The sequence below is a fragment of the Microbacterium sp. OR21 genome, assembly GCF_047306785.1.
Taxonomy (GTDB): domain Bacteria; phylum Actinomycetota; class Actinomycetes; order Actinomycetales; family Microbacteriaceae; genus Microbacterium; species Microbacterium esteraromaticum_E.
This window is the reverse complement of record NZ_JAZEXJ010000004.1, coordinates 99,357-124,333: the sequence shown is the minus strand read 5'-3', so window position 1 is coordinate 124,333 and position 24,977 is coordinate 99,357. Positions and strand designations below refer to the sequence as shown.

Genomic DNA, 24,977 nt, shown 5'->3' with positions numbered 1-24,977 from the left:
GACGGGCATCCGGATTGCTCATAGCCGGATGCCCGAAGCTGGTCACATGAACGTGCCTCCCGCCGCCCGCACTGGAACCGCTCTGCTCGGCGTCGCCGGCGCACTCGTGCTCGCCGGCTGCTCGGGCGCCGCAGACGCGGACACGACGAAGCCCGACCCGTCGCCGCTGAGCACCGATGCGACCGCCCCGTACGCCGACGGCACCTACACCGCCGAGGGCTCGTACCGCACCCCCGAGACGGTGGAGACCATCGAGGTCACTCTCACCCTCGCCGACGACGTCGTCTCCGATGTGCAGGTCTCGGGCGACCCGGTCGCACCCGAGTCGAGGAACTACCAGGGCCAGTTCATCGCCGGCATCTCCGACGTCGTGGTGGGCCGCAAGCTCGACGAGCTGCAGGTCGACCGCGTCGCCGGCTCGTCGCTCACCAGCGGCGGGTTCGACCAGGCCGTGGTCAGGATCAAGGACGAGGCCGCCGCCGCCGCGGCCGAGTGAGCCCGATGCACGCCTGGCGGTTCGACGCGATCGGAACGCGCTGGGAGATCGAGACCGCAGCCCCGCTCGGCGAGCGGGATCGGGCACGGGTGCGTGCGCTCGTCGGCGGCTTCGATGCGACCTGGTCGCGGTTCCGCCGCGACTCCCTCGTCTCGGCGCTGCGCTCGCAGGGCGGCACGACGCCGCTGACACCGGATGCCGCCGCCGATGCCGCCGCGATGCTCGGTGCATACCGCGAGCTCAGCCGCGCCACCGACACCGCGGTGAACCCGCTGATCGGCGCGGGCCTGGAAGCGCTCGGCTACGACCGGGACGTGTCCCTGATCTCCGGTCCGGCGCAGCCGGCGCCGGGGGAGTGGGAGCGGATGCTCTCTTGGGACGGCGCGTCGCTCACCCTCGTCGGCCCCGGCGTCGTCGACGTCGGCGCGCTCGGCAAGGGCCGGCTGGTCGACCTGATCAGCGACGCGCTCGCCGGCGCAGCCGGCCGGGTGACCGTCGACGGCAGCGGGGACCTGCGGGTGCGCGCCGGCGCGGCGAGGGTCGCCCTGGAGCATCCGTACGACCCCACGTCCGCCATCGGAGTGGTGGAGGTGGCGGATGCCGCGCTGTGCGGCTCTGCCGTCACACGCCGCGCGTGGGGCGACGGACTGCACCACGTGCTCGACGGGCGCACCGGCGTGCCCGTGCGCACCTGGGCGGCGACCTGGGCTCTCGCCGACGACGCGCTGCACGCCGACGCCGCAGCGACGGCCCTGTTCTTCGACGGGGGCCCGGAGCTCGCCGACAGCTGGGGCGTGCAGTGGGTGCGGATGTCGACCGACGGGCGAGCCGAGCGCTCCGCCGGATTCCCCGGCGAGCTCTTCACCGAGCCCGCACGCTGAGGATACGGAAGAGTGGAACTGTGATCACTGCGTTACTGGCCATGCGGCAGCGGGTGCTGGCCGTGCTCGGAGCCATCTCGATGTACCGGCTCGCCCTGTTCGCCCTCGCGGCGCTGGCGGTGATCGCCCTGGGGCTCTCCCTCGCGCGACTGGTGGGGCCGACGGCCCCCGAGATCCTGGCCACCTTCGCGGTGCTCGCCGTCGCGATCTCGGCGGTCGACGCCGTCGCGCAGCGGGTGCTGCGCCTGCCGTGGCGGATCGAGTCGTCGCTGGTCACCGCGCTCATCCTGCTTTTCGTGCTCGCCCCCTCGCTCACCGCGGCCGGGCTGGGCGGCATCGCGCTCGCCGGGGTGCTCGCCAGCGTCTCGAAATACGTCATCGCGTGGCGCGGCCGGCACATCGTGAACCCGGCGGCGTTCGGCGCCGCGGTGGTGACGATCCTCGGACTGGGCACGTTCTCGGCCTGGTGGGTGGGCACCCCCTGGCTGTCGCCGTTCGTCGCGCTGCTCGGACTGCTCGTGCTGTGGCGCACCGAGAAGGTGCGGCTGGTGCTGGTTTTCCTGCTCATCGTGGTGACCGTGTCGGTGGTGCGCCAGGGGATGCAGTCGGCGTCGTTCGGCATCCCGTTCAGCCCGGGCGAGGCCCTGCTCGCGGCGATCACCCAGACGCCCTACCTGTTCCTCGGCGCGTTCATGCTCTCCGAGCCGCTCACTCTGCCCCCGCGCCGCTGGCAGCAGTTCGCCGTCGCCGCCCTGGTCGGTGTGCTCGCCGGCTGGCCCATCCCCGTCGGCTCGCTGTTCACCCTCGGGCAGGAGCGCGCGCTGCTGATCGGCAATCTGCTGGCCTTCGCGTTCGCGCTGCGCAGCTCTGTGCGCCTCGTGCTCACCGATCGCTCCTTCGTCACACCCACCGCGCAGGAGCTCACGTTCCGCACCAAGGGACGGCTGCGGTTCCTGGCCGGGCAGTACCTCGAGCTCGAGGTGCCGCACCGCAATCCGGATGCCCGCGGCACCCGCCGCGAGTTCAGCATCGTTTCCGCGCCCGCCGATCTGCCCACGCTACGGATCGCCTACAAGGACGGCGATCAGAAGCATCCGTCCAGCTACAAGCGCGCGCTCAAGGCGGCCGAACCCGGGGCGGTGCTGGCTGTCACCGGCACGTGGGGCGACTTCCTGCTGCCGCGCGGCACGGCACCGGTGCTCATGGTGGCCGCGGGTATCGGCGTCACGCCGTTCGTCTCTCAGCTGCGCCAGCTGCAGGCGACCGGGGTCGAGCGCGACATCGTGCTCGTGTACGTGGCGTCGGAGGCGGCCGAGCTCGCCTTCCGCGACGAGCTCGCGGCGACCGGTGCGCGCACGATCGTGTTCACCCGCGACGAGCCGGCCGATCTGCCGGCGCACTGGACATGGGTGCAGGGCGTCCGCCTCGACGCGGACGGCCTGCAGCGGGTGGTGCCCGACCTCGCGCTCCGGCACGCCTTCATCTCGGGGCCGCCCCGGCTGATCGCCGACCTCGCCCCGGCACTGCAGAGGGCCCGCGGCGTGACGACCGACGCCTTCGCCGGCTACTGAGCGGAGGCCTGCCCGCCGGGCTCGGACGGCGCCGGCTGCGCCCCGCGCGGCAGACGCACGGTGAACGTCGTGTCGCCGGGCGCGCTCTCGACGGTGATGCTGCCGCCGTGACCCTCGATGATCGCCTTCGCGATCGCGAGGCCGAGGCCGGTGCCTCCGGTCTGACGTGCGCGTGAGACATCGCCGCGGGCGAAGCGGGCGAAGAGCTCGTCGCGCACGGCGGGATCGATGCCGGGCCCGTCGTCGTGCACCCGCAGCTCGGCAGCGGCCGGGGTCGCCGTCACCGACAGGGTGATGGTCGTGCCCTCCGGAGTGTGCGTGCGGGCGTTGGCGAGCAGGTTGCCCACCACCTGGTGCAGCCGCCCCACATCGCCGTCCACCAGCAGGGGCTCACCGGGGGCGTCGAGCTTCCAGTGATGGCCGGGCCCGGTGGGCTGCGCGTCGGCGAGCGCCTCGACGGCCAGCTGGGAGAGGTCGACCTCGCCGTGCACGAGCTCGGCGCCCTCGTCGAGTCGCGCGAGCAGCAGCAGGTCCTCGACCAGGCGGGTCATCCGCAGCGATTGTGCCTGGATGCGCTCGAGCGCCGAGGTCGTGTTCTCGACCGTCGACGCGTCCGGCGACTGGCGCAGCGCACGCAGCGACAGCTCGGAGTAGCCGCGGATCGACGCCAGCGGAGTGCGCAGCTCGTGACTGGCATCCGCCACGAACCGCCGCATGCGCTCCTCGTTGCGTTGGCGTGCCGAGAGGGACGAGTCGACGTGGTCGAGCAGAGTGTTCAGCGCCACGCCCACTCGTCCCACCTCGGTGCGCGGATCGGCCTCGTAATCGGGAACGCGCTCGGTGATGCTCACCTCGCCGCGATCGAGCGGCTGCCCGGCGACGCGTGATGCCGTTGCCGCGACGGCGCGCAGCGGGCGCAGGCCCATGCTGATCGTGAGCGCGGTGGTGAGCGCGAGCAGGATCAGCCCGCCGAGGGTGGCGAGCGCGATCACCGTGAACAGCGAGGTCATGGTGTGCTGCACCTCTGCCCGCGGCAGGCCGGTGATCACGACCACGTCGTTCTCGGTGCGGTCGGCCGTCACCCGGAACGAGCCCACGTCGCTCATGCTGACCGTCGCCGAGCCCGACTCCCGCAGGGCGGAGGTGAGCGTGAGCAGATCGCGCGCGGGAAGGTCGCGACGGGATTCGGGAGTCACGATCACGCCCGACGGGGGCGTGTTGGGGGGCAGCACCGCGAGCAGCAGGCTGCCGGTCTGGACGATGCCGCCGCTGACCGCCTCCTCGGCGGTCAGCGGCTCGCCGCGCAGCTCCGCCGCCTTGGCGCGGCTGGTGACCAGGGCGGTGGTGACGTTCGAGGTGGCGTCGAGCTTTCGCTGCAGGTCGTCTTCGAGGGTCTTGCCGAGGGTGGCGCTGGTGATGATGGCGACGATGACGAGGATGAGCGAGACGAACCCGATCACGGCGGCCATCAGCCGCGCCTGCAGGCTCAGCGGGTGGGGGAGCATGTCTACTGCGGCGACTTGATCATGTAGCCGACGCCGCGAACGGTGTGCAGCAGGGGCGTGCGACCGGCGTCGATCTTCTTGCGCAGATACGAGATGTAGAGCTCGACCACAGACGACTTGCCACCGAAGTCGTAGCTCCACACCCGGTCGAGAATCTGCGCCTTCGACAGCACACGGCGCTCGTTGCGCATGAGGAAGCGCAGCAGCTCGAACTCGGTCGCGGTGAGTTCGATCTCGTCGTCGCCGCGCACCACCTCGTGGCTGTCCTCGTTGAGCGAGAGGTCGGCGACGCGGAGGATGGACTGCTCGTCATCGGTCTGCACCTGTCCGGAGCGGCGGATCACCGCGCGCAGCCGGGCGATGACCTCCTCGAGGCTGAACGGCTTTGTCACGTAATCGTCGCCACCCGCGGTGAGGCCGGCGATGCGGTCTGCGACGGCGTCCTTCGCGGTGAGGAAGACGACGGGCACGAGGTTGCCCGACTCGCGCAGCCGCCGCAACACGCTCATGCCGTCGAGATCGGGCATCATCACATCGAGCACGAGCGCGTCGGGCTCGAAGTCGCGGGCGACCTGCAGCGCCTCGAGCCCCGAGGCCGCCGTGCGCACCTCCCAGCCCTCCATGCGCAGCGCCATGGCGAGCAAGTCGGTGAGCATCGGCTCGTCGTCGACCGCGAGGATGCGCAGTGGGGTTCCGTCGGGGCGACGCAGGTCGGGATGCTCGGTGCTCATGGCACCATTGTCACCGGTGTTTCATCGAGAACCCATAGGTTTCGCTATGAGGACACTGAACTCCTGGTCGCCGTCAGAGCTCCGCGGACTGCTGCTCCCAGATGGAGCGCATCTCGTTCATGGTGCGCTCCATGATGGCGATCATCGCCGCGGCCGCCTTGTCGGCGTTGCCGGCCTGGATGGCCGTCGCGATGTCGACGTGCATCTGCAGCGCCTCGTGAGCGGGGTACTGGGGCATGAGACCGTAGTGCGTGCGGCCGGAGAGGACCTCGTCGACGAGGTGGTGCAGCTGAGCGAACATCTCGTTGCCGCTCATCTCGAGGACCAGGGCGTGGAACTCGCGGTCGAGCTGCAGGAACCGCTCGGTGTCTCCCTCCCGGCCGGCCGCCCAGAGACGGCCGGCGAGCCCCACCAGCTCGCTGGCCTGGTTCAGGGGCGCGCGCATGGCGGCCAGGCGGGCGGCGGCGGGTTCGATCGCGCCGCGCAGCTCGGTGAGCGAGCGCAGCTGCGCGACTCGGCTGGGGCCGGCGAGTCGCCAGCGGATCACCTGCAGGTCGTACACGTTCCACTGCGTCAGCGGCTGCACGCGCACGCCGACGCGTCGCTTGGAGACCACCAGGCCGAGGGCCTCGAGGGCGCGCAGCGCCTCTCGCACGACCGGACGCGACACCTGGAAGCGGTCTTCGACGGACTCCGTGGTGAAGGTGGAGTCCGGTCCGATCGCTCCCGAGCAGATCTCCCTGCCGAGCGTGTCGAGCACCATGTTGCGCAGGTCGCCCGACACGGCGAGCGGCACATGCGGCGGGGTCAGCGGTATCTGCATCTCATGAGCATATCTTTTGTGCAACGACAGTTGAATTGTCATACTTTTACGAGTTATCGTGTCGACAGGGCAGATGAAAGTCTGCATCGGGACGTCGCCGCAGCGAGGGAGCGCGGCACAGGATGGAGTCACAGTGAAGTACGTATCCAAGCCCGTTCGCATCATCGCGGCGGCAAGCATCGTGATCGTGGCAGGAGCGCTGGCCAGCTGCAGCTCCTCCGCGGAGGTCGACCCGGACGCCGGCATCGACGGGCAGACCATCAGGGTCACCCTCGCCAACCACGTCTGGACCGAGAGCATCAAGGAGCTCATCCCGGAGTTCGAGAAGGAGACCGGCGCGAAGGTCGAGATCACGCAGCTGGCCGAGGATCAGCTCTCCGACCAGTACAACGTCAAGCTCAACGCGGGCACCGACGAGATCGACGTGATGATGTACCGCCCCCTGCAGGAGGGCAAGCTCTTCGCGGACAACGGCTATCTCGCCGATCTCACCGACCTGGCCAAGGGCGACGAGGAATGGGACTGGTCGGACTTCCAGAAGGGCCCGGCGGAGCTGACCACGTACGACGACGAGATCGTCGGCGTGCCGATCATCACCGAGCGCACCGTGCTCTACTACCGCAAGGACCTGCTCGAGAAGGCGGGGCTCGAGGTGCCGACCACGCTCGAGGAGCTCGATGCCGCGGCCGCCGCGATCCACGAGCAGAACCCCGACGTCGCGGGCTACATCGGCCGCACGGGCAAGTCGGCGGCGGTGACTCAGTTCAGCGCCTTCCTGTACAGCTTCGGCGGACAGTGGATCACCGACGACGACAAGTCGGCCATCGGCAGCGACGAGGCACGCGCGGCGTACAAGTACTACGGCGATCTGATCCGCACGCACACGAACGCCACGATCAACCCCGAGATGAGCTGGCCGGAGGCGTTCGCCGTGTTCCAGCAGGGCAAGGCCGCGTTCATCGCCGACGCCGACAGCCTGTACAAGAACATGACCGATCCGACGCAGTCGACGGTGGCGGACAACGTCGGATTCGCGGCGTTCCCGGCCGGTGAGGCCGGCGCCAAGCCGTACAACATCGCCTCCTGGGGCCTCGCGATCAACGACGCGACCGAGAAGAAGGACGCCGCCTGGCAGTTCATCGAGTGGGCCACCTCCAAGGACACCATGCTCGAGCTGTCCAAGGCCGGCGTCTCCGGCTCACGCACCTCGGTGTGGGAGAACGCTGAGGCGACCGCCGAATACCCCGACGAGCTGATCGAGGCGATCAAGATCAACGCCGAGAACGGCGTCGGTCAGGACCGTCCGCTGGTGATCCAGGTCGCGCAGGCTCGCGAGATCGTCGGAGAGCCGATCGTCGCCTCCATCGCCGGCGACGACGTCGATGCGGCCGTGGATGCCGCCGACAAGGCGTTCGACGACTTCCTCGTCGAAGACGCCCAGTAACGATCCGACTCCGCACCGTCCCCGTTCGCACGGGGGCGGTGCGGACCGAACCTTGGACGCATCATGACAGCATCCCCGACCGCACCGGAGATCGGTGCCCGCGAGCGCTTCAGCCGCTGGGCCGACCGGCACCGCAAGTGGGTCCTCGCCGGCCCCTCGATGGTGTTCACCCTGCTGATGCTCGCGATCCCGCTGGGCTGGACCATCTACCTCGGCTTCACCGACTCCAAGCGCTCGGTGCGCCGTGACTTCGACTTCATCGGCTTCGAGAACTACGCGACGGCGCTGACCGACACCGAGCGCTTCTGGCCCTCCGTGGGCCGAACGGCCTACTTCACCGCCGGAGCCCTGTTCTTCGAGCTGATCCTCGGCATGATCATCGCCCTGCTGCTGTGGAAGCCGTTCCGCGGTCAGGGCGTCGTGCGCACGATCGTGCTGCTGCCCCTGGTCGCGACACCGGTGGCCGTCGGCATGATGTGGCGGCTGCTCTTCGAGCCGAACATCGGCTTCATCAACGAGATGCTCTCGTGGGTGGGCATCCCCGCCCAGCCCTGGCTGGCGGACCCGGCGACGTCGCTGTCGACGCTGATCTTCGTCGACGTCTGGCAGTGGACGCCCATGGTCGCGCTCATCCTCCTCGCCGGTCTCACCGGGCTGCCGGAGGAGACGCAGGAGGCTGCGCGCGTGGACGGCGCCAACGGCTGGCAGCGCTTCTGGTTCGTCACCGTGCCGCTGATGCGACCGGTCATCGTCGCCGCGGTGCTGCTGCGCGGCATCGACGCGCTGAAGACCTTCGACATCCTCTACGCCACCAAGGGCAAGGGCGGCGGGTCGTCGCACGACGTCGAGACGCTCAACGTCTACGCCTACGGACTGAGCTTCGACTACAACGAGTACGGTCTCGCCTCGGCGGTGCTGATCCTCTTCTTCCTCATCATCCTCGCTGTCATCTGGGTGCTGCAGATGCAGAGAAAGGGCAGGGAGTCATGACCTCCGCCACCCAGACCCGCGCGCTGATCGCTCCCGGTCCCGCCCCTCTGCTCCGGCGCCGCCGGTTCCGCTGGGGCTCCGTGGGCCGCTTCATCGGCCTCGCGCTGATCGTGCTCGCCTTCCTCGGTCCCATCGTCTGGATGGTGCTGGCGAGCTTCAAGCTCAACGTGCAGATCTACGACGCCGGCCAGGCGTTCATCTTCGACCCGACGCTGGAGAACTACGGCACGGTCTTCGACCCCAGCCGCGGCAACTACCTCGTCTACATCTGGAACTCGTTCTTCGTCGCGTTCATGGCGACGGCGCTCTCGCTGGTGCTGGCCGTCCCGGCGGCCTACGCGATGAGCCGCTTCCTGATGAACCGCTCGGCGATGATCGTGCTGCTGGCGCGCATCATCCCCGGAGTGAGCCTGCTGGTGCCGTGGTACTTCATCTTCGCGCAGCTGAAGATGACGGGCGGCTACCTGCCGCTGATCCTGTCGCACATGTTCGTGTCGCTTCCGCTGATCCTCTACATCATGATGTCGTTCTTCGACCAGCTGCCCGAGGAGCTCGAGGAGTCCGCACAGGTCGACGGCCTCACCGCGATCGGGGCGTTCTACCGGATCACGCTGCCGCTGTCGGTGCCCGGTATCGCGACCGCGACGATCCTGTCGTTCATCTTCTCGTGGAACAACTTCATGTTCGCGCTGGTGCTGGCGGGGCAGTCCACGAAGACCCTCCCCGTGGCGATCTTCGACTTCATCGGGTACGCGTCGATCGACTGGGGCGCGCTGATGGCGGCATCCGTCGTCGTGACGACTCCGATCATGCTGATCGCCCTGTTCACCCAGCGCTACATCGTCTCCGGTCTGACCGCCGGCGCCACGAAGGGATGACCATGTCGCACAGACCGCCAGTCGCCATCGTCGTCATGGGCGTGCAGGGCATCGGCAAGACCACCACGGGGCGCATGCTCGCGACCCGGCTCGGCGTGCCGTTCATCGACGGCGACAGCCTGCACCCCGCCCGCAACGTCGCGCTCATGGCCGCCGGCACCCCGCTCGACGACGAGGACCGCGAACCGTGGCTGCGCCGGGTCGGTGACACCATCGCGCAGCACGCCGAGTCCGGGGGTGTCGTGGTGGCCTGCTCCGCGCTGAAGCGGAGCTACCGCGACACGCTTCGCGCACATGCACCTGCGCTGTACATCGTCGAGCCGTGGGGCCCGATCGAGCTGATCGCGGCGCGCATCGCGGCGCGCAGCCACGAGTACATGCCGGTGACCCTGCTGCAGTCGCAGTACGACACCCTCGAACCGCTCGAAGCGGATGAACGGGGCATCCGGGTGAGCGTCGAGAACAGTCCGGAGGAGGTCGTCGACGAGATCCTCGCCGACTACCTGGCCGGCGCGAGGGAGGCGACATGAGCGGCATCGCGCGGGTGGAGGCCCTGCCGGTGGCACCACGCTGGCTGTTCGTGCGCATCGAGACCGACGACGGGCTGGTGGGCTGGGGCGAGGGGTCGCTGGAGGGCTACGCCGATGTCGTGGCAGCCGCCGTCGAGCAGTTCGCCGTGTACCTCATCGGCAAGGACCCCGACCGCATCGAAGACCATTGGCAGGTGCTCACCAAGGGCCAGTTCTACCGGGGCGGCGCGGTGCTCGCCAGCGCCGTCGCCGGCATCGACCAGGCGCTGTGGGACATCAAGGGCAAGCGCCTGGGAGTGCCCGTACACGACCTGCTGGGCGGCGCGGTGCGCGAGCGCATCCGCGCCTACGGCTGGGTCGGCGGCGACGACCCGAACGAAGTCGCCGACCACATCTCCGACCAGCTGGCGGTGGGCCTGACCGCCGTGAAGATGAACGCCTCAGGGCGCATGAGCCGCAACGGCTCGGTCGCCGAGCTGGACCGCGTCGTGGCCCGGGTCGCCAGCGCCCGCGAGGTGCTCGGCAGTGACCGCGACGTCGCGGTCGACCTGCACGGACGGTTCACGATCGCGACGGCGCGCCGACTCGCCCCTCTGCTCGAGCCGCTGCACCCGTTCTTCCTCGAAGAGCCGGTCGTGCCCGAGAACACGCACATGATCGAGCGGATCGTCGACTCGACGAGCATCCCGATCGCGACGGGGGAGCGGCTGTACTCCCGGCAGGAGTTCATCCCGGCGCTGCAGGCCGGCGTCGCCATCCTGCAGCCGGACCTGTCGCACGCGGGCGGCATCTCCGAGGTCAGACGGATCGCCTCGATGGCGGAGGCGTTCGACGCCATGATCGCCCCGCACTGCCCCCTCGGCCCGATCGCGCTGGCGTCATGCCTGCAGGTGGCGTTCGCCTCGCCCAACCACCTCATCCAGGAGCAGTCGATCGGCATCCACTACAACCAGGGCGCCGAGGTCCTCGACTACGTCGTCGACACCGAGCCACTGCGCTTCGTCGACGGCTGCTTCGAGCGGCTCACCGCGCCCGGTCTGGGCATCCAGGTCGACGAGGCGGCCGTCCGCGACGCGGCATCCCGGTGGCAGCCGTGGCAGAACCCCCTCTGGCGTCATCCGGACGGATCGGCGGCGGAGTGGTGAACGACAGAAAGGACATCCCGCAGTGATCATCGACAAGGCCGAGGTGATCGTCACCAGCCCCGATCGCAACTTCGTCACGCTCAAGCTCACCACCGACGACGGACTGACCGGTCTGGGCGACGCGACCCTGAACGGCCGCGAGCTGGCGGTGGTGTCGTACCTGGCAGAGCACGTCGTGCCGCTGCTGATCGGCCGCGATGCGCACCGCATCGAGGACACCTGGCAGTTCCTGTACCGTTCCGCGTACTGGCGCCGCGGCCCCGTCACGATGGCGGCCATCGCCGCCGTCGACGTCGCGCTGTGGGACATCAAGGCCAAGGCCGCCGGGATGCCGCTGTACCAGCTGCTCGGCGGCGCCAGCCGCACCGGCCTGCTCGCCTACGGGCACGCCTCCGGCAAGTCCCTGCCGGAGCTGTTCGACAGCGTCCGCAGTCACCTCGAGCAGGGCTACCGCGCGATCCGGATCCAGACCGGCGTCCCGGGGCTGAAGTCGATCTACGGCATCGCCTCCAACGCCACCTTCGAGGCGAACGCTGGCCGGCGCTACGACCACGAGCCCGCCCAGCGCGGCGCGTACCCGTCGGAGGAGGACTGGGACACCCGCAGCTATCTGCGCCACGTGCCCACCGTGTTCGAAGCCGTGCGCAACGAGTTCGGCCCGGAGCTGCCGCTGCTGCACGACGGACACCACCGGATGACGCCGATCCAGGCAGCCCAGCTGGGCAAGTCGCTCGAGCCGTACGACCTGTTCTGGCTCGAGGACTGCACCCCGGCCGAGAACCAGGAGGCGCTGCGGCTCGTGCGGCAGCACACCACCACTCCGCTGGCGATCGGGGAGATCTTCAACACCGTCTGGGACTACCAGCAGATCATCCGCGAGCAGCTGATCGACTACGTGCGCAGCGCTGTCACGCACACCGGCGGCATCAGCCATCTGCGGCGGGTGCTCGACTACGCCGCGCATTACCAGATCCGCTCGGGGATGCACGGTCCGACCGACATCTCGCCCGTCGGCATGGCGGCCGCCATGCACCTGGGGCTGAGCATCCACAACTTCGGCATCCAGGAGTACATGCAGCACGGCGCGCGCACCGACGCGGTGTTCCACCAGTCGTTCACCTGGCAGGGCGGCTCGCTGCACCCGGGCGACGCGCCGGGTCTCGGGGTCGAGCTCGACGTCGACGAGGCGGGGAAGTACCCGTACCAGCAGGCCTACCTGCCGTACAACCGCCTCGCCGATGGCACGGTTCACGACTGGTGAGGCGGACGCAAGCCCGTTGAACGGAGAAGGACCGCGGCGAGCCGCGGTCCTTCTTCGTTTCGGTGCTTACCCGCTCAGTGCGTGTCGACCGCGGGGATCTCGGTGCGGTCGCCCGACCACAGCGTGTGGAACGTGCCGTCCTTATCGATGCGACGGTAGGTGTGCGCGCCGAAGAAGTCGCGCTGACCCTGCACCAGTGCGGCCGGCAGACGCTCGGCGCGGATGCCGTCGTAGTACGACAGCGACGACGAGAACGCCGGGGCCGGGATGCCCGCCTGGGCCGCCGCGATGACGACGCGGCGCCACGCGGCCTGGCCGCGGGAGAGCGCCTCGGCGAAGTAGGGCGCGGTGAGCAGGGCCGGCAGGTCGGGCTCGCCGGCGTAGGCCTCGGCGATGCGGTTGAGGAACTGCGCGCGGATGATGCAGCCCGCGCGCCAGATCTTCGACACGGCGCCGAGGTCGATGCTCCAGCCGTACTCGGCGGCACCGGCGCGGATCTCGTCGAAGCCCTGCGAGTAGGCGACGATCTTCGATGCGTACAGCGCCAGGCGCACGTCCTCGATGAAGGCCTCGGCGTCGTCGACGACGAAGTCCCCCTCGGGGCCCGGCAGGTGCGCGGCGACGGCGCGCTGCTCGGGGTTCGATGACAGCGAGCGGGCGAAGGTCGCCTCGGCGATGCCGGAGACGGGCACGCCGAGCGCGAGCGCGGTCTGCACCGTCCACGCGCCGGTGCCCTTGGCGCCCGCCTGGTCGACGATCACGTCGACCAGCGGCTTGCCGGTCTCGGCGTCGATCTGGCGCAGCACCTCGGCGGTGATCTCGATGAGGTACGACTCGAGCTCGCCGGTGTTCCACTCGGCGAAGATATCGGCGATCTCGGCCGGGGTCCTGCCGGTGCCCCGGCGGATGAGGTCGTAGGCCTCGGCGATGAGCTGCATGTCGGCGTACTCGATGCCGTTGTGCACCATCTTCACGAAGTGCCCGGCGCCGCCGTGGCCGACGTGCGTGACGCAGGGCTCGCCTTCGGCGACCGCGGCGATCGACTCCAGGATCGGACCGAGCGTGACCCACGACTCGTCCGAGCCGCCGGGCATGATGCTCGGGCCGTTCAGCGCGCCCTCCTCGCCGCCGGAGATGCCGGCGCCGACGAAGTTGATGCCGGTCTCGCGCACAGCCTGCTCGCGACGGATCGTGTCGGGGAAGTAGGCGTTGCCGCCGTCGACGATGATGTCGCCCGGCTCGAACACGCGCACGAGCTCGTCGATGACCGCGTCGGTGCCCAGGCCCGCCTTGACCATGATGATCGCGGTGCGCGGCTTCTGCAGCGACGCGGCGAACTCCTCGTAAGAGAAGGTGGGCACGAAGCCCGCCTCGGGGTGCAGCGAGACCAGCTCGTCGGTCTTCGCGCGGGAGCGGTTGAGCACCGCCACTGTGTTCCCCTCGCGGCTGGCGAGGTTGCGGGCCAGGTTCGAACCCATGACGGCGAGTCCGACGACTCCGATGTTGGCAGCGGCTGTGGGCACAGGGATCTCCTCGATGGTGAAGGGGTGATCCCAGGGTATCGCCGACGCGAGGGTCGCGATTCCCTCGTGTCAGTGCACCGCCTGCGCGCGGTCAGTCCTCGCGGTAGCCCGAGCGACCCATCGAGAACATCGCGGCGAACGACGACACGACGCCGCAGACGGCGATGGCGCCGATGATCCAGAGGACGACGTGGGAGAGGAAGGCGGCATCGAGCATGCCCACAGCCTATCGAGCTTTCGGGTACCATGGAGGAGTTCCTCGGCGAGGGAGCGCGCCCGTGCGTGCATCCGTTATCGACGCGGTGACGTGAGCCCGGTGGTCGGCTGATCCTTCAGCCGCACAGCGTCTCGCCTCCTCGTGTCCGCGTCCGAGGTGCCGAGACCATGACCATCGCGCGGCCCCGTCCCGCGTGCCTGAAGGAGAACAACATGTCTGACGAGAACAAGGTCGTCGCCGAGACCCGCACGAGCTTCGGCAAGGGCTTCGCCCGTCGTCTGCGCGCAGCCGGCAAGATCCCCGCCGTCATCTACGGCCACGGCACCGACCCGGTGCACGTCGCCCTGCCCGGTCACCAGGTGTCGCTCATCATCCGCCGCGCGAACGCGCTGCTCGACCTCGACATCGACGGCACCTCGCAGCTCGCCCTCGTCAAGGACGTGCAGAAGGACCCGGTGCACCAGATCATCGAGCACATCGACCTCCTGGTCGTGAAGAAGGGCGAGAAGGTCGCCATCGACCTGCCCGTCGTCGTGACCGGCGAGTCGTTCTCGGGCACCATCGCGACCCTCGACGCCGCGACCCTCGCGGTCGAGGCCGAGGCGACCCACATCCCCGAGAACGTCGAGGTCTCGGTCGAGGGACTCGAGGAGGGCGCGCACATCACCGCCGCCGACGTGAAGCTGCCCAAGGGCGTCACCCTCGTCGCCGACCCGGAGACCCTCGTGGTCGCGATCTCCGTCCCGGCTGCTCCGGTCGAGGACGAGACCGCTGAGGCTCCCGCCGAGGAGACCGCTGAGGCTCCGGCCGAGGAGACCGCCGCGGAGTGATCCGCTGACGATCCTGACGGAGGGGGCGCGAGCTGATCGCGTCCCCTCCGTCATATCCGCTCGAGAGGAACGCGCATGACCACCACCTGGCTGATCGTCGGCCTCGGCAACCCCGGCCCCCGCTACGCGGCGACCCGCCACAACATCGGGCAGATGGTCGTCGACGAGCTGGCCGATCGCCGCGGCGAGCGGTTCCGGGAGCACAAGGCGGGCGCGCGCGTCGTCGAGACCCGGCTGCGGCCCGGCGGCGATCGCATCGTGCTGGCCAAGCCCAACTCGTACATGAACACCTCCGGCACGCCCGTCGCGGCCCTCGCACGGTTCTACTCGGTGGCACCCGAGAACGTCGTGGTCGTGCACGACGAGCTCGACATCCCGTTCGACAGCATCCGCATGAAGATCGGCGGCGGTCACGGCGGGCACAACGGGGTGCGCGATATCGCGCGCACCCTCACCACGGCCGACTTCCTGCGCGTGCGGGCCGGCATCGGGCGGCCCCCCGGCCGCCAGGATCCGGCGGACTGGGTGCTCGCGCCCTTCGGGTCGGTCGAGCTGAAGACGCTCCCCATCTTCATCTCGGATGTCGCGGATGCCGTGGAGCAGCTCGTCGACGAGGGGCTGCTCGCCGCGCAGCAGCGCCATCACTCGCGCTGAGCCGGCGCTCAGACGATCGGGTCGAACGCGATCCCGTTGCCGATGCCGTACGCGAGCGTCACGGCGAGGAAGAAGACCCCGGGGCCGAGCGCCGCGATCACGATCGCGGCGATGCCCATGCCGCGGCCGCGCCGCCGCGCGACGGCGATGATCCCGACGACGATCGCGCCGATGCCCAGCACCGTACCCAGCCAGAACATGATCTCCGCCCACAGCGTCTCGATGCGCGCGGGGGAGAGGGCGGCGATCACGAAGCCGCTGCCGTCGCTGATCAGATCGTCCACCGAGACCGCGAGCCCGATCCGCAGCGCCAGCACCGCGGCGACGACCGGCGAGACGACCGCGGCGATCAGCGCGGCGACCAGCCCGGTCGCCCCCAGCGCCCGTGACGGCGCAACGGGCGGCGGGGCGGCATAGCCGCCCACAGGCGCCTGGTAGCCGCCCACCGGAACGCGGTATGCGCCCGGCGGCGGAGCCTGCGGCGCGGGCGGCACCGGGGGCACGAACGAGTCCGACATGTCGCTCCTCAGACGCGCCGCAGCAGGCCGACGCGGTCGTACACGTCGGCGAGAGTGGCATCAGCGACCTCATCGGCCTTCGCGGCGTTCACGGCCAGCAGGCGGTCGAGCTCGGCCGGGTCGTCGAGGAGGGCGTTCGCGCGCTCGCGCACGGGACCGAACTCGTTCACGACGACCTCGGCCAGGCCCTTCTTGAAGTCGCCGTAGCCGCGACCCGCGTACTCGTCCTCGATCGAGCCGACCTGGCGGCCGGTGAGGGCGGCGTAGATGGTGAGCAGGTTCGACACGCCGGGCTTGCTCTCGCGATCGAAGCGCACCGTCCCCTCGTTGTCGGTCACCGCGCGCATGATCTTCTTCGCCGACTTCGCGGGATCGTCGAGCAGCCACAGCACACCGGCGTCGCTCTCGGCCGACTTCGACATCTTCGCCGTGGGGTTCTGCAGGTCGTAGATGCGTGCGGTGTCCTTCTGGATCACCGGCGTGGGCACCGTGAACGCCGTGCCGAACCGGCTGTTGAACCGCTCGGCCAGGTCGCGGGTGAGCTCGACGTGCTGCTTCTGGTCGTCGCCGACGGGCACCAGCTCGCTCTGATAGAGCAGGATGTCGGCGGCCATCAGCACCGGGTAGGTGAACAGGCCCACCGAGGTGGAGTCCTGTCCGTAGCGCTGCGACTTGTCCTTGAACTGGGTCATGCGCCCGGCCTCGCCGAAGCCGGTGATCGTGCTGAGGATCCAGGCGAGCTCGGCGTGCGCGCGCACGTGCGACTGCACGTACAGGGTCGACTTCGACGGCTCGATCCCGGCCGCGATGTACTGCGCCGCGGTGCGGCGCGTCTTCTCGCGCAGCTCGTCCGGGTTCTGCGGCACGGTGATCGCATGCAGGTCGACGACCGAGAAGAACGCGTCGTAGGAGCTCTGCATCTCACGCCACTGCAGGAGCGCCCCGATGTAGTTGCCGGCCTGGAGGGAGTCGGCTGAGGGCTGCATTCCGGAGTAGAGGCGTGGTTTCGTCACGGATCAATCCTATGGGCGCGCGGGCGGCGCGACGGATCAGTGCGCGTAGTCGACGACCACCGGAGCGTGATCGCTCCACCGCTCGGCGTAGGTCGCCGCTCGCGCCACGGTGTACCCCGACGCGCGGGCCGCCAGCGCGGGGGTCGCCAGGTGGTAGTCGATCCGCCAGCCGCTGTCGTTGTCGAACGCCTTTCCGCGCATCGACCACCAGGTGTACGGTCCCGGCACGTCACCGTGGTGCGCTCGCCCCACGTCGATCCAGCCGAGGCCGCGCCCTCCGCCCTCGGCGGCGTAGGCGCGCGTGTCGCTCAGCTCGCCCACCATGCCGCGGCCGACGCCCTCCTGGCCGACGACGCTCTCGCCCGCCGTGCCGAGGAATCGATCGAAGTACGCGCGCTCGCGGGCGAGGAACCCGGACTTGCGGACGTTGCCCTTCCAGTTCAGGATGTCGGACGGGCGGTGCCCGACGTTCAGATCGCCGGTGACGAGCGCGTGCGCGTCATCCGCGCCGAGCTGCGCCATCCGCGTCGTCATCGCGTCGAGGAACTTCCACTTCTCCTCCTGCTTGGGAGTGTCGGCCTCTCCGGAGTGCACGTAGGCGCTGACGACCGTGAGCGGCATCCCGCCGATCTCGAAATCCGCCTCGAGCCATCGGCCCGCCGAGTCGAAGTCGTCGGCGCCGAGCGCGGTGCGCGAGGCGAGCGCGGGCGTGCGGCTGAGCACCGCGACCCCGGCGCGGCCCTTCGCCGTGGCCGGGTCGTGCAGCATCGACCACTCGGGGAACGCCTCGAGCAGGTGCTCGTCCTGACCCCGCACCTCCTGCAGCGTGAGGATGTCGACATCGGCGGCGTCGAGCCAGGTGCGCATGCCGTTGCGCACCGCGGCGCGGATCCCGTTGACGTTGACAGTGGCGATACGCAGATGGGGCATGATGTCCAGCCTAACGACGGGCTCGGACATCCCGCCGTGGCCGCGTTCGGGCATCCGACACCGGCCGCGGCCGGGCATCCCGATCACGCAGCGGCTCGTCGCTGTCGTCGGCGCTGAGGGCGATCCACGCCGCCGCCAGCAGGATCACGGCGGCGATGATCCGGCACCACAGCAGCAGACCGACCATGACCGCGAACGTCGCCAGCAGCGGGTTGCCCGGCGTGTGCGCGAGAAGCAGCCCGGCGCCCAGCTGCAGCACGGCGACGGCGGCTCCGCCGAGCGCCGCGCCGGGGAGGATGCGCCGCCAGCGGATCATCGTGCCGGTGAGGAACCGCACGAGTGCGGCGATCGCGGCGACATCGATCACGACCATGACGAGCACCGAGGAGGTCGAGACGAGCGTCGTCAGCATCGTGCTGGGCACGTCGCGGCCGAGCATGTCGAACAGGGTGCGCAGCGCCCAGACCCCGCCGATGCTGAGGGCTGCGCCGAGGAGCAGACTGAGTCCGAACGCGAGCGCCGCGACGCCGTCGCGCAGCTTCAGAAGCACGTAGCTGCGGGAGTCGAACGGCAGGCCGAAGATGCCGCGCACCGCACGGCGCGTGAAGGTCACCGCGCCGACCGCGGTCCACAGCACGACCGCCACGGCGATGGCGCCCGTGACGGTGAACGCGCCCGTCGCCGACGCGGCGACCTCGCGCACGGCGTCCGGGGTGACCAGGCCGTCCGGGCTGATGAATCCCGGCAGGTAGCCGTTCACGATCCGGATCATCGCGGCGACCGCGACCTCGCTGCCGCCCACCCACACCCCGATGCCGGCGAAGGCGACGTACAGCAGGGCGAACAGAGCGAACAGCGACTGATACGCCATCCCCGCCGAGAGCAGGAAGCCGTTGCGGCGCAGGAAGTGCCGCCACACCCGCACCGGGAACAGGGCAGCCGCACGCCGGCCCCACACAGCAGCGCGCCCGGCTGAACGGGTCAGTCGGGCGCGCACGGTGCTGTCTGCGCTCAGCGGGCGCCGCCGCGCAGGACGGCCTGCTTCACCTCGGCGATCGCCTTGGTCACCTCGATGCCTCTCGGGCACGCCTCGGTGCAGTTGAAGGTCGTGCGGCAGCGCCACACACCCTCCTTGTCGTTGAGGATGTCGAGACGCACGTCGCCTGCGTCGTCGCGCGAGTCGAAGATGAAGCGGTGCGCGTTCACGATCGCGGCGGGGCCGAAGTACTGACCGTCCGTCCAGAAGATCGGGCACGAAGAGGTGCACGCGGCGCACAGGATGCACTTGGTGGTGTCGTCGAAGATCGCCCGGTCGGTGATCGACTGCACGCGCTCCTTGCCCTTCTCAGGGGCGGAGTTCGCGATGAGGAACGGCTGCACCTCGCGGTACGAGGCGAAGAAGGGCTCCATGTCGACGATGAGGTCCTTCTCGAGCGGCAGGCCCTTGATGGCCTCGACGTAGATCGGCTTCGAGATGTCGAGGTCCTTGATCAGCGTCTTGCAGGCCAGGCGGTTGCGGCCGTTGATGCGCATCGCGTCGGATCCGCAGATGCCGTGCGCGCACGAGCGGCGGAACGACAGCGAGCCGTCGACCTCCCACTTGATCTTGTGCAGGGCGTCGAGCACGCGGTCGGTCGCGTACAGCTCGACGTCGTAGTCGACCCAGCGCGGCTCCTCGTCGACCTCCGGGTCGAAGCGGCGGATGTTGAAGGTGACCAGGAAGGACTGCACTCCCGAGTCGTTCGCGGCGTCGGCGGGTGCCTCTACGACATCGGACATGATCAGTACTTCCTCTCCATGGGCTGGTAGTTCGTGACGACCACGGGCTTCCAGTCCAGCTTGATGTGGTCGGAGGCGTCGGACGAGTGCGCGTCGCCCACCAGGTAGGCCATGGTGTGCTTCATGTAGTTCTCGTCGTCGCGCTTCGGGAAGTCGTCGCGCATGTGACCGCCACGGCTCTCCTTGCGGTTACGGGCGGCGTAGACGACGACCTCGGCGATGTCGAGCAGGAAGCCCAGCTCGACGGCCTCGAGCAGGTCGGTGTTGAAGCGCTTGCCCTTGTCGTCGACGTGGACGTTCTTGTACCGCTCGCGCAGCTCCTCGATGACACCGAGCACGTGGGTCAGCGATTCCTCGGTGCGGAACACCTGGGCGCCCTTGTCCATCTCGTCCTGCAGCTTCTTGCGCAGCACGGCGATGCGCTCGGTGCCCTGGTTGCGGCGCAGACCCTCGATCATGTCCTGCACGAAGCCGGCGGGGTTCTCGGGCAGCGGCACGAAATCGGCGGTCTTGACGTACTCGACCGCGTTGCGGCCGGCGCGCTTGCCGAACACGTTGATGTCGAGCAGCGAGTTCGTGCCGAGACGGTTCGAGCCGTGCACCGACACGCAGGCGCACTCGCCGGCCGCGTACAGCCCCGGGACGACGGTGGAGTTGTCGGCGAGCACTTCGGCGTCGTTGTTGGTCGGGATGCCGCCCATCGCGTAGTGCGCGGTGGGCATCACCGGCACCGGCTCGACGACCGGGTCGACGCCCAGGTAGGTGCGGGCGAACTCGGTGATGTCGGGCAGCTTGGTCTCGAGCACCTCGGCCCCCAGGTGCGTGCAGTCCAGCAGGACGTAGTCCTTGTGCGGGCCGGCGCCGCGGCCGTCGAGCACCTCCTGCACCATGCTGCGCGCCACGATGTCGCGGGGGGCCAGGTCCTTGATGGTGGGGGCGTAGCGCTCCATGAAGCGCTCACCCGAGGCATTGCGCAGGATGGCGCCCTCACCGCGGGCACCCTCGGTGAGCAGGATGCCGAGACCGGCGAGGCCCGTCGGGTGGAACTGGAAGAACTCCAGGTCCTCGAGCGGCAGCCCCTTGCGCCAGACGATGCCGACGCCGTCGCCGGTCAGCGTGTGCGCGTTGGAGGTGGTCTTGAAGATCTTGCCGAAGCCGCCGGTCGCGAAGATCACGGCCTTGGACTGGAAGACGTGCAGGTCGCCGGTGGCGAGGTCGTACGCGACCACGCCTGCCACCTGCGTGGAGCCCGAGGCGTCCTTGACGGTGATCAGGTCGAGCACGTAGAACTCGTTGAAGAAGTTGATGCCGAGCTTGACGCAGTTCTGGAACAGCGTCTGCAGGATCATGTGCCCGGTGCGGTCGGCCGCATAGCAGGCGCGACGCACAGGGGTCTTGCCGTGCTCGGCGGTGTGACCGCCGAAGCGCCGCTGGTCGATCTTCCCGTCCGGCGTGCGGTTGAACGGCAGACCCATGTTCTCGAGGTCGATGACCGCGTCGATGGCCTCCCTGGCGAGGATCTCCGCCGCGTCCTGATCGACGAGGTAGTCACCGCCCTTGACCGTGTCGTAGGTGTGCCACTCCCAGTTGTCGTCCTCCACGTTCGCGAGGGCCGCCGCCATGCCGCCCTGCGCCGCACCGGTGTGCGAGCGCGTGGGGTAGAGCTTGGTGATGACGGCCGTCCTCGCGCCGGGACCGGCCTCGATGGCCGCGCGCATGCCGGCGCCGCCCGCGCCGACGATGACGATGTCGAACTGGTGGTAGTGCACGCCGTCGCGCACGACGGAGTCAGAGGTCTGCGTAGTCAATGATCTGCCTTCTTCGCTTACTTGCCCAGTGCCTGGCAGGTCTCCCACATCGCGCCGTCTTCGAAGACGCCCGCGCAGGGGTCGAACGTGAACACCACGAGGGTGCCGAGGATGATGAGGAGCGCCGCCGCCAGGCCCAGCGCCCAGACGAGGGGCTTGCGGACCTTCTCGTTGGTGACGTAGTCGTTCACGATCGTGCGCATGCCGTTGGAGCCGTGGATCAGCGCCAGCCAGAGCATCAGCACGTCCCACCACTGCCAGAACGGCGTGGCGTACTTGCCGGCCACGAAGCCGAAGTCGACGGCATGGATGCCCTCGCCGACCATGAGGTTGACGAACAGGTGGCCGAAGATCAGCACGACGAGCAGCACGCCGGAGCCGCGCATGAACAGCCAGCCCCACTTCTCGAGGTTGATCCCGCGCTGGCGGCGGGCGGGCGCGATGGTCTGCGCGGACATCAGTTGCCCCCTCCGAAGCCGGCGAACGCGAGGGCGAGATGACGCGGCACGAAGCCCGCCATGACCACGGCCCACAGTCCGATCACGATCCAGAACAGCTGGCGCTGGTACTTCGCGCCCTTCGACCAGAAGTCGACGACGATGATGCGCAGGCCGTTGAACGCGTGGAACGCGATGCCGGCGACGAGCACCACCTCGCCGATCGCCATGATCGGGTTCTTGTACGTGCCGATCACCGCGTCGTACGCCTCCGGCGACACGCGGATCAGCGAGGTGTCCAGGACGTGCACCAGAAGGAAGAAGAAGATCGCGACGCCGGTGATGCGGTGCAGCACCCACGACCACATGCCTTCGCGGCCCCGATACAGTGTGCCGCGCGGAGACCGGGATGTGGTCTCCGATACCGACGGTGTCAAGCGTGTGCTCGTGGACACGTCGTCCTCCCTGATCGATGAGACGTCGCGCATGCATCCGGGCAGGCCCGACCTCATCCATCCTATTCCTGTCAGATGGCTGGGGGCGACGAAGGGCACCCTTATCATTCCGGCTAGGTTTGAGCCATGGCGAGAATCGACGACTTCTACGCGGTGATCCCGGCCGGCGGCATCGGCAGCAGGCTCTGGCCGCTCTCGCGGGCGGATGCCCCGAAGTTCCTGCACGACCTCACCGGTTCCGGTCACTCGCTGCTGCGCGACACCTGGGACCGGCTGGAGCCGCTCGCGGGGGAGGACCGCATCGCCGTGGTCACCGGGCGCGCGCACCGCGCGGCCGTCGAGGCGCAGCTGCCCGGCATCCCGGACGCGAACGTCTTCCTCGAATCCGAGCCCCGCGAATCGGCGGCGGCGATCGGACTCGCCGCCGCGATCCTGCACCGGCGCGACCCCGACGTGATCATCGGCTCGTTCAGCGCCGACCATGTGATCCGAGGCACGCGGGTGTTCGAGTTCGCCGTGCGCGACGCGGTCGAGGTCGCCCGGGAGGGCTACATCTGCACGATCGGCATCAGCCCGACCGAACCGGCCGTGGGATTCGGGTACATCAAGAAGGGGCCCGAGCTCGTCGTCGAGGGGGCCCGCGAGGCCGCGCTCGTGGAGCGCTTCGTCGAGAAGCCGGATCTCGAGACGGCGCGGGCGTACGTCGCCGACCGCGCGCACCTGTGGAATGCGGGCATGTTCATCGCCAAGGCCAGCGTGCTGCTCGACGAGCTGAAGCAGAACGAGCCCGAGCTGCACGCCGGCCTCATCGAGCTCGCCGAGGCATGGGACGACCGTGACCGGCGCGGACCGGCGGTGGATCGCATCTGGCCGACCCTGAAGAAGATCGCCATCGACTACGCCGTCGCAGAGCCCGCCGCCGAGCGCGGTCGGCTGGCCGTCGTGCCGGGGCACTTCGACTGGGACGACGTGGGCGACTTCGCCTCCCTCACCAAGCTCATCACGAACGGCCGAAAGAACGACCTCGCGGTGCTCGGGCCCCGGGCGCGCGTGCTCTCGGATGCCGCCAGCGGAATCCTCGTGTCGCAGACCTCGCGCGTGATCAGCCTGGTCGGGGTGCAGGACATCGTGGTCGTCGACACCGACGATGCGCTTCTGGTGACGACGGTCGAGCACGCTCAGCGGGTCAAAGGCGTCGTCGAGTCGCTGAAGCTGACCGGACGCGGCGACGTCCTCTGACCTGTGGGGTGCGGACGACGCCCGTCCGGCGGTGAGATTGCGGATTTGTAACCTTTCGTCAGCACATCCGAGGCGAGCGTGCAGGAAACGCGTAACACTGGGTAACCTCGATCGATCCGCGATGTCCGCGGAGATCACCCGGGAGGCATGAGTGTCCATCTCCATCACCAAGAAGCTGCTCGGCGTCACGGTCGCCGCCGGCGTCGTCCTGAGTCTCGCCGCCTGCGGCCAGGCTCCCGCTGACAAGCCCGCCGGCGACGGCGATAAGCCCGCGGCGTCCGACTTCCTGCCCTGCATCGTCTCCGACATGGGCGGCTTCGACGACAAGTCCTTCAACCAGCTCTCCTTCGAAGGTGCGAAGAAGGCGGCTGACGAGCTCGGCGTCGAGCTCAAGGACGTGCAGTCGAACGCCGAGACCGAGTACGGCCCCAACGTGACCAACCTCGTCGACGAGGGCTGCAACGCCATCGTCGCGGTCGGCTTCGCGCTGTCGCAGGCCACGGTCGAGGCCGCTACGGCGAACCCCGACATCGACTTCATCCTCGTCGACGACGCGGCCGACAACGACTTCGACGGCGAGAAGGACGCGGAGAACGTCAAGCCGCTGCTGTACAACACGGCTGAGGCCGCGTTCCTCGCCGGCTACCTGTCGGCCGGCTACTCGAAGACCGGCAAGGTCGGCACCTTCGGCGGCATGGAGTTCCCGACGGTGACCATCTTCATGGACGGCTTCAAGCAGGGCGTCGACCACTACAACGAGGTCAAGAGCAAGGACGTCAAGGTCGTCGGCTGGGACGGCAAGACCGGCTCGTTCACGGGCGGCTTCGAGGCCAACCCCGACGCCAAGCAGGTCGCGGTCAACATCCTCAACCAGGGTGTCGACGTGATCCTCCCCGTCGGCGGCCCGATCTACCAGTCCGCACAGCAGGCGATCAAGGAGTCCGGCAAGGACATCGCCCTGATCGGCGCTGACGCCGACCTGTTCGTCACCGACCCGAGCACCAAGGACGTCGTGCTCACCTCGGTGCTCAAGGCCATGGACCTGTCGACCTACCAGGCCGTGCTCTCCAGCGGCGAAGGCGAGTTCGACGCGGAGGCGTACATCGGCACGCTCGAGAACGAGGGCGTCGGCATCGCGGATCTGCACAACTTCGCCGACAAGGTCGACTCGGGTCTGCAGGACGAGGTCAAGCAGCTCCAGCAGGACATCATCGACGGGAAGGTCGAGGTCACCTCGTACCTGAGCAAGTGACCGTCATGGATCGGGGAGGTCGGCGAGTGCCGGCCTCCCCGTTTCTGCCTGAACGGGGGTCGGTGCA

26 protein-coding genes are annotated in these 24,977 nt (G+C 69.2%); 13 read left to right on the top strand and 13 right to left on the bottom strand.

The genetic code is table 11. The annotated features are described in order from the left end of the window. Positions 1–46 precede the first annotated feature (46 nt). Genes V2S04_RS13145 through V2S04_RS13135 form a run of 3 tightly spaced genes read left to right on the top strand, consistent with a single transcriptional unit; the run spans position 47 to position 2,948 of the window. Entirely contained in the window at positions 47–496 is a 450-nt protein-coding gene (locus tag V2S04_RS13145; RefSeq protein WP_413638889.1) for a hypothetical protein, read from the top strand. A gap of 5 nt (positions 497–501) precedes the next feature. Continuing rightward, the gene (locus V2S04_RS13140; protein WP_413638887.1) at positions 502–1,377 is read left to right on the top strand and encodes an FAD:protein FMN transferase; all 876 of its coding nucleotides are present in this window, start codon (positions 502–504) and stop codon (positions 1,375–1,377) included. A 20-nt stretch (positions 1,378–1,397) separates the two neighbouring features. Beyond that, on the top strand, positions 1,398–2,948 hold the full coding sequence (locus V2S04_RS13135) for an FAD-dependent oxidoreductase (RefSeq protein WP_413638886.1): 1,551 nt from the start codon (positions 1,398–1,400) through the stop codon (positions 2,946–2,948). On the opposite strand, the gene V2S04_RS13130 is transcribed toward V2S04_RS13135, so the two are convergent. The 3 genes from V2S04_RS13130 to V2S04_RS13120 all read right to left on the bottom strand — a co-directional run bounded on the left by V2S04_RS13130 (position 2,942) and on the right by V2S04_RS13120 (position 6,007). Further along, positions 2,942–4,453, bottom strand: coding sequence for a sensor histidine kinase (locus V2S04_RS13130; protein ID WP_413638884.1), 1,512 nt, complete (start codon positions 4,451–4,453; stop codon positions 2,942–2,944). The genes V2S04_RS13135 and V2S04_RS13130 overlap by 7 nt on opposite strands. A 2-nt stretch (positions 4,454–4,455) precedes the next feature. After that, entirely contained in the window at positions 4,456–5,184 is a 729-nt protein-coding gene (locus tag V2S04_RS13125; RefSeq protein ID WP_099196315.1) for a response regulator transcription factor, read from the bottom strand. A gap of 73 nt (positions 5,185–5,257) precedes the next feature. Further along, the gene (locus V2S04_RS13120; protein ID WP_340088549.1) at positions 5,258–6,007 is read right to left on the bottom strand and encodes a FadR/GntR family transcriptional regulator; all 750 of its coding nucleotides are present in this window, start codon (positions 6,005–6,007) and stop codon (positions 5,258–5,260) included. A gap of 133 nt (positions 6,008–6,140) precedes the next feature. On the opposite strand from V2S04_RS13120, the gene V2S04_RS13115 reads away from it, so the two are divergent. From V2S04_RS13115 to manD, 6 genes are all read left to right on the top strand, one after another. Further along, positions 6,141–7,451: an ABC transporter substrate-binding protein gene (locus V2S04_RS13115; RefSeq protein ID WP_413638882.1), complete on the top strand. Its 1,311-nt coding sequence runs from the start codon at positions 6,141–6,143 to the stop codon at positions 7,449–7,451. A gap of 63 nt (positions 7,452–7,514) precedes the next feature. Further along, on the top strand, positions 7,515–8,441 hold the full coding sequence (locus tag V2S04_RS13110; RefSeq protein WP_340088551.1) for a sugar ABC transporter permease: 927 nt from the start codon (positions 7,515–7,517) through the stop codon (positions 8,439–8,441). After that, a complete protein-coding gene (locus V2S04_RS13105; RefSeq protein WP_413638881.1) occupies positions 8,438–9,319 on the top strand; it encodes a carbohydrate ABC transporter permease in 882 nt (293 codons plus the stop codon). The genes V2S04_RS13110 and V2S04_RS13105 overlap by 4 nt, the downstream gene beginning before the upstream one ends. Positions 9,320–9,321: 2 nt before the next feature. Next, complete coding sequence (locus tag V2S04_RS13100; RefSeq protein WP_413638880.1) at positions 9,322–9,849, top strand: gluconokinase; 528 nt, start codon at positions 9,322–9,324, stop codon at positions 9,847–9,849. Continuing rightward, positions 9,846–10,994, top strand: a complete 1,149-nt coding sequence (dgoD, locus tag V2S04_RS13095; protein WP_413638879.1) for a galactonate dehydratase — start codon at positions 9,846–9,848, stop codon at positions 10,992–10,994. The genes V2S04_RS13100 and dgoD overlap by 4 nt, the downstream gene beginning before the upstream one ends. A 22-nt stretch (positions 10,995–11,016) precedes the next feature. Continuing rightward, on the top strand, positions 11,017–12,255 hold the full coding sequence (gene manD, locus V2S04_RS13090) for a D-mannonate dehydratase ManD (RefSeq protein ID WP_413638878.1): 1,239 nt from the start codon (positions 11,017–11,019) through the stop codon (positions 12,253–12,255). A gap of 74 nt (positions 12,256–12,329) precedes the next feature. Here the strand turns inward: manD and gndA are convergent, their stop codons facing one another. Both gndA and V2S04_RS13080 read right to left on the bottom strand, forming a co-directional pair. Beyond that, positions 12,330–13,778 (bottom strand): NADP-dependent phosphogluconate dehydrogenase, encoded by a 1,449-nt coding sequence (gndA, locus tag V2S04_RS13085; RefSeq protein ID WP_413638877.1) that lies wholly within the window; start codon positions 13,776–13,778, stop codon positions 12,330–12,332. Between the two features lie 91 nt (positions 13,779–13,869). Further along, the gene (locus V2S04_RS13080; RefSeq protein ID WP_340088554.1) at positions 13,870–13,995 is read right to left on the bottom strand and encodes a hypothetical protein; all 126 of its coding nucleotides are present in this window, start codon (positions 13,993–13,995) and stop codon (positions 13,870–13,872) included. 212 nt (positions 13,996–14,207) lie between these two features. On the opposite strand from V2S04_RS13080, the gene V2S04_RS13075 reads away from it, so the two are divergent. Both V2S04_RS13075 and pth read left to right on the top strand, forming a co-directional pair. Then, positions 14,208–14,825, top strand: a complete 618-nt coding sequence (locus V2S04_RS13075; RefSeq protein WP_413638876.1) for a 50S ribosomal protein L25/general stress protein Ctc — start codon at positions 14,208–14,210, stop codon at positions 14,823–14,825. A gap of 75 nt (positions 14,826–14,900) precedes the next feature. Further along, positions 14,901–15,479, top strand: a complete 579-nt coding sequence (pth, locus tag V2S04_RS13070) for an aminoacyl-tRNA hydrolase (RefSeq protein WP_413638875.1) — start codon at positions 14,901–14,903, stop codon at positions 15,477–15,479. 8 nt (positions 15,480–15,487) lie between these two features. On the opposite strand, the gene V2S04_RS13065 is transcribed toward pth, so the two are convergent. From V2S04_RS13065 to sdhC, 8 genes are read right to left on the bottom strand one after another with little or no spacing between them, the layout of a single operon-like run. Then, a complete protein-coding gene (locus V2S04_RS13065; RefSeq protein WP_413638874.1) occupies positions 15,488–15,997 on the bottom strand; it encodes a hypothetical protein in 510 nt (169 codons plus the stop codon). 8 nt (positions 15,998–16,005) lie between these two features. Continuing rightward, on the bottom strand, positions 16,006–17,010 hold the full coding sequence (gene trpS, locus V2S04_RS13060) for a tryptophan--tRNA ligase (RefSeq protein WP_413638873.1): 1,005 nt from the start codon (positions 17,008–17,010) through the stop codon (positions 16,006–16,008). Between the two features lie 36 nt (positions 17,011–17,046). After that, the gene (locus tag V2S04_RS13055; RefSeq protein ID WP_413638872.1) at positions 17,047–17,940 is read right to left on the bottom strand and encodes an exodeoxyribonuclease III; all 894 of its coding nucleotides are present in this window, start codon (positions 17,938–17,940) and stop codon (positions 17,047–17,049) included. 10 nt (positions 17,941–17,950) lie between these two features. Then, positions 17,951–18,937: a YihY/virulence factor BrkB family protein gene (locus V2S04_RS13050; protein WP_340088559.1), complete on the bottom strand. Its 987-nt coding sequence runs from the start codon at positions 18,935–18,937 to the stop codon at positions 17,951–17,953. Positions 18,938–18,951: 14 nt separating this feature from the next. Continuing rightward, positions 18,952–19,719, bottom strand: coding sequence for a succinate dehydrogenase iron-sulfur subunit (locus V2S04_RS13045; protein WP_099195180.1), 768 nt, complete (start codon positions 19,717–19,719; stop codon positions 18,952–18,954). A gap of 2 nt (positions 19,720–19,721) precedes the next feature. Beyond that, positions 19,722–21,527: a succinate dehydrogenase flavoprotein subunit gene (sdhA, locus tag V2S04_RS13040; RefSeq protein WP_413638871.1), complete on the bottom strand. Its 1,806-nt coding sequence runs from the start codon at positions 21,525–21,527 to the stop codon at positions 19,722–19,724. Positions 21,528–21,544: 17 nt separating this feature from the next. Then, complete coding sequence (locus tag V2S04_RS13035; RefSeq protein ID WP_413638870.1) at positions 21,545–21,985, bottom strand: succinate dehydrogenase hydrophobic membrane anchor subunit; 441 nt, start codon at positions 21,983–21,985, stop codon at positions 21,545–21,547. Next, positions 21,985–22,419 (bottom strand): succinate dehydrogenase, cytochrome b556 subunit, encoded by a 435-nt coding sequence (gene sdhC, locus V2S04_RS13030; protein ID WP_340088562.1) that lies wholly within the window; start codon positions 22,417–22,419, stop codon positions 21,985–21,987. The genes V2S04_RS13035 and sdhC overlap by 1 nt, the downstream gene beginning before the upstream one ends. Before the next feature lie 126 nt (positions 22,420–22,545). Between sdhC and V2S04_RS13025 the strand changes: the two genes are divergently transcribed. Then, the gene (locus tag V2S04_RS13025; protein WP_413638869.1) at positions 22,546–23,658 is read left to right on the top strand and encodes a mannose-1-phosphate guanylyltransferase; all 1,113 of its coding nucleotides are present in this window, start codon (positions 22,546–22,548) and stop codon (positions 23,656–23,658) included. Between the two features lie 151 nt (positions 23,659–23,809). Further along, on the top strand, positions 23,810–24,910 hold the full coding sequence (locus V2S04_RS13020) for a BMP family lipoprotein (protein ID WP_413638868.1): 1,101 nt from the start codon (positions 23,810–23,812) through the stop codon (positions 24,908–24,910). Positions 24,911–24,977 lie beyond the last annotated feature (67 nt).

Coding starts and splice junctions, on each gene's coding strand:
- V2S04_RS13105 (WP_413638881.1), top strand. CDS start 8,438: ATGACCTCCGCCACCCAGACCCGCGCGCTGATCGCTCCCGGTCCCGCC.
- V2S04_RS13035 (WP_413638870.1), bottom strand. CDS start 21,985: ATGTCCGCGCAGACCATCGCGCCCGCCCGCCGCCAGCGCGGGATCAAC.
- pth (WP_413638875.1), top strand. CDS start 14,901: ATGACCACCACCTGGCTGATCGTCGGCCTCGGCAACCCCGGCCCCCGC.
- V2S04_RS13110 (WP_340088551.1), top strand. CDS start 7,515: ATGACAGCATCCCCGACCGCACCGGAGATCGGTGCCCGCGAGCGCTTC.
- V2S04_RS13125 (WP_099196315.1), bottom strand. CDS start 5,184: ATGAGCACCGAGCATCCCGACCTGCGTCGCCCCGACGGAACCCCACTG.
- V2S04_RS13025 (WP_413638869.1), top strand. CDS start 22,546: ATGGCGAGAATCGACGACTTCTACGCGGTGATCCCGGCCGGCGGCATC.
- V2S04_RS13065 (WP_413638874.1), bottom strand. CDS start 15,997: ATGTCGGACTCGTTCGTGCCCCCGGTGCCGCCCGCGCCGCAGGCTCCG.
- V2S04_RS13145 (WP_413638889.1), top strand. CDS start 47: ATGAACGTGCCTCCCGCCGCCCGCACTGGAACCGCTCTGCTCGGCGTC.
- V2S04_RS13045 (WP_099195180.1), bottom strand. CDS start 19,719: ATGTCCGATGTCGTAGAGGCACCCGCCGACGCCGCGAACGACTCGGGA.
- V2S04_RS13080 (WP_340088554.1), bottom strand. CDS start 13,995: ATGCTCGATGCCGCCTTCCTCTCCCACGTCGTCCTCTGGATCATCGGC.
- V2S04_RS13100 (WP_413638880.1), top strand. CDS start 9,322: ATGTCGCACAGACCGCCAGTCGCCATCGTCGTCATGGGCGTGCAGGGC.
- dgoD (WP_413638879.1), top strand. CDS start 9,846: ATGAGCGGCATCGCGCGGGTGGAGGCCCTGCCGGTGGCACCACGCTGG.
- V2S04_RS13130 (WP_413638884.1), bottom strand. CDS start 4,453: ATGCTCCCCCACCCGCTGAGCCTGCAGGCGCGGCTGATGGCCGCCGTG.
- V2S04_RS13120 (WP_340088549.1), bottom strand. CDS start 6,007: ATGCAGATACCGCTGACCCCGCCGCATGTGCCGCTCGCCGTGTCGGGC.
- V2S04_RS13140 (WP_413638887.1), top strand. CDS start 502: ATGCACGCCTGGCGGTTCGACGCGATCGGAACGCGCTGGGAGATCGAG.
- V2S04_RS13055 (WP_413638872.1), bottom strand. CDS start 17,940: ATGCCCCATCTGCGTATCGCCACTGTCAACGTCAACGGGATCCGCGCC.
- V2S04_RS13075 (WP_413638876.1), top strand. CDS start 14,208: ATGTCTGACGAGAACAAGGTCGTCGCCGAGACCCGCACGAGCTTCGGC.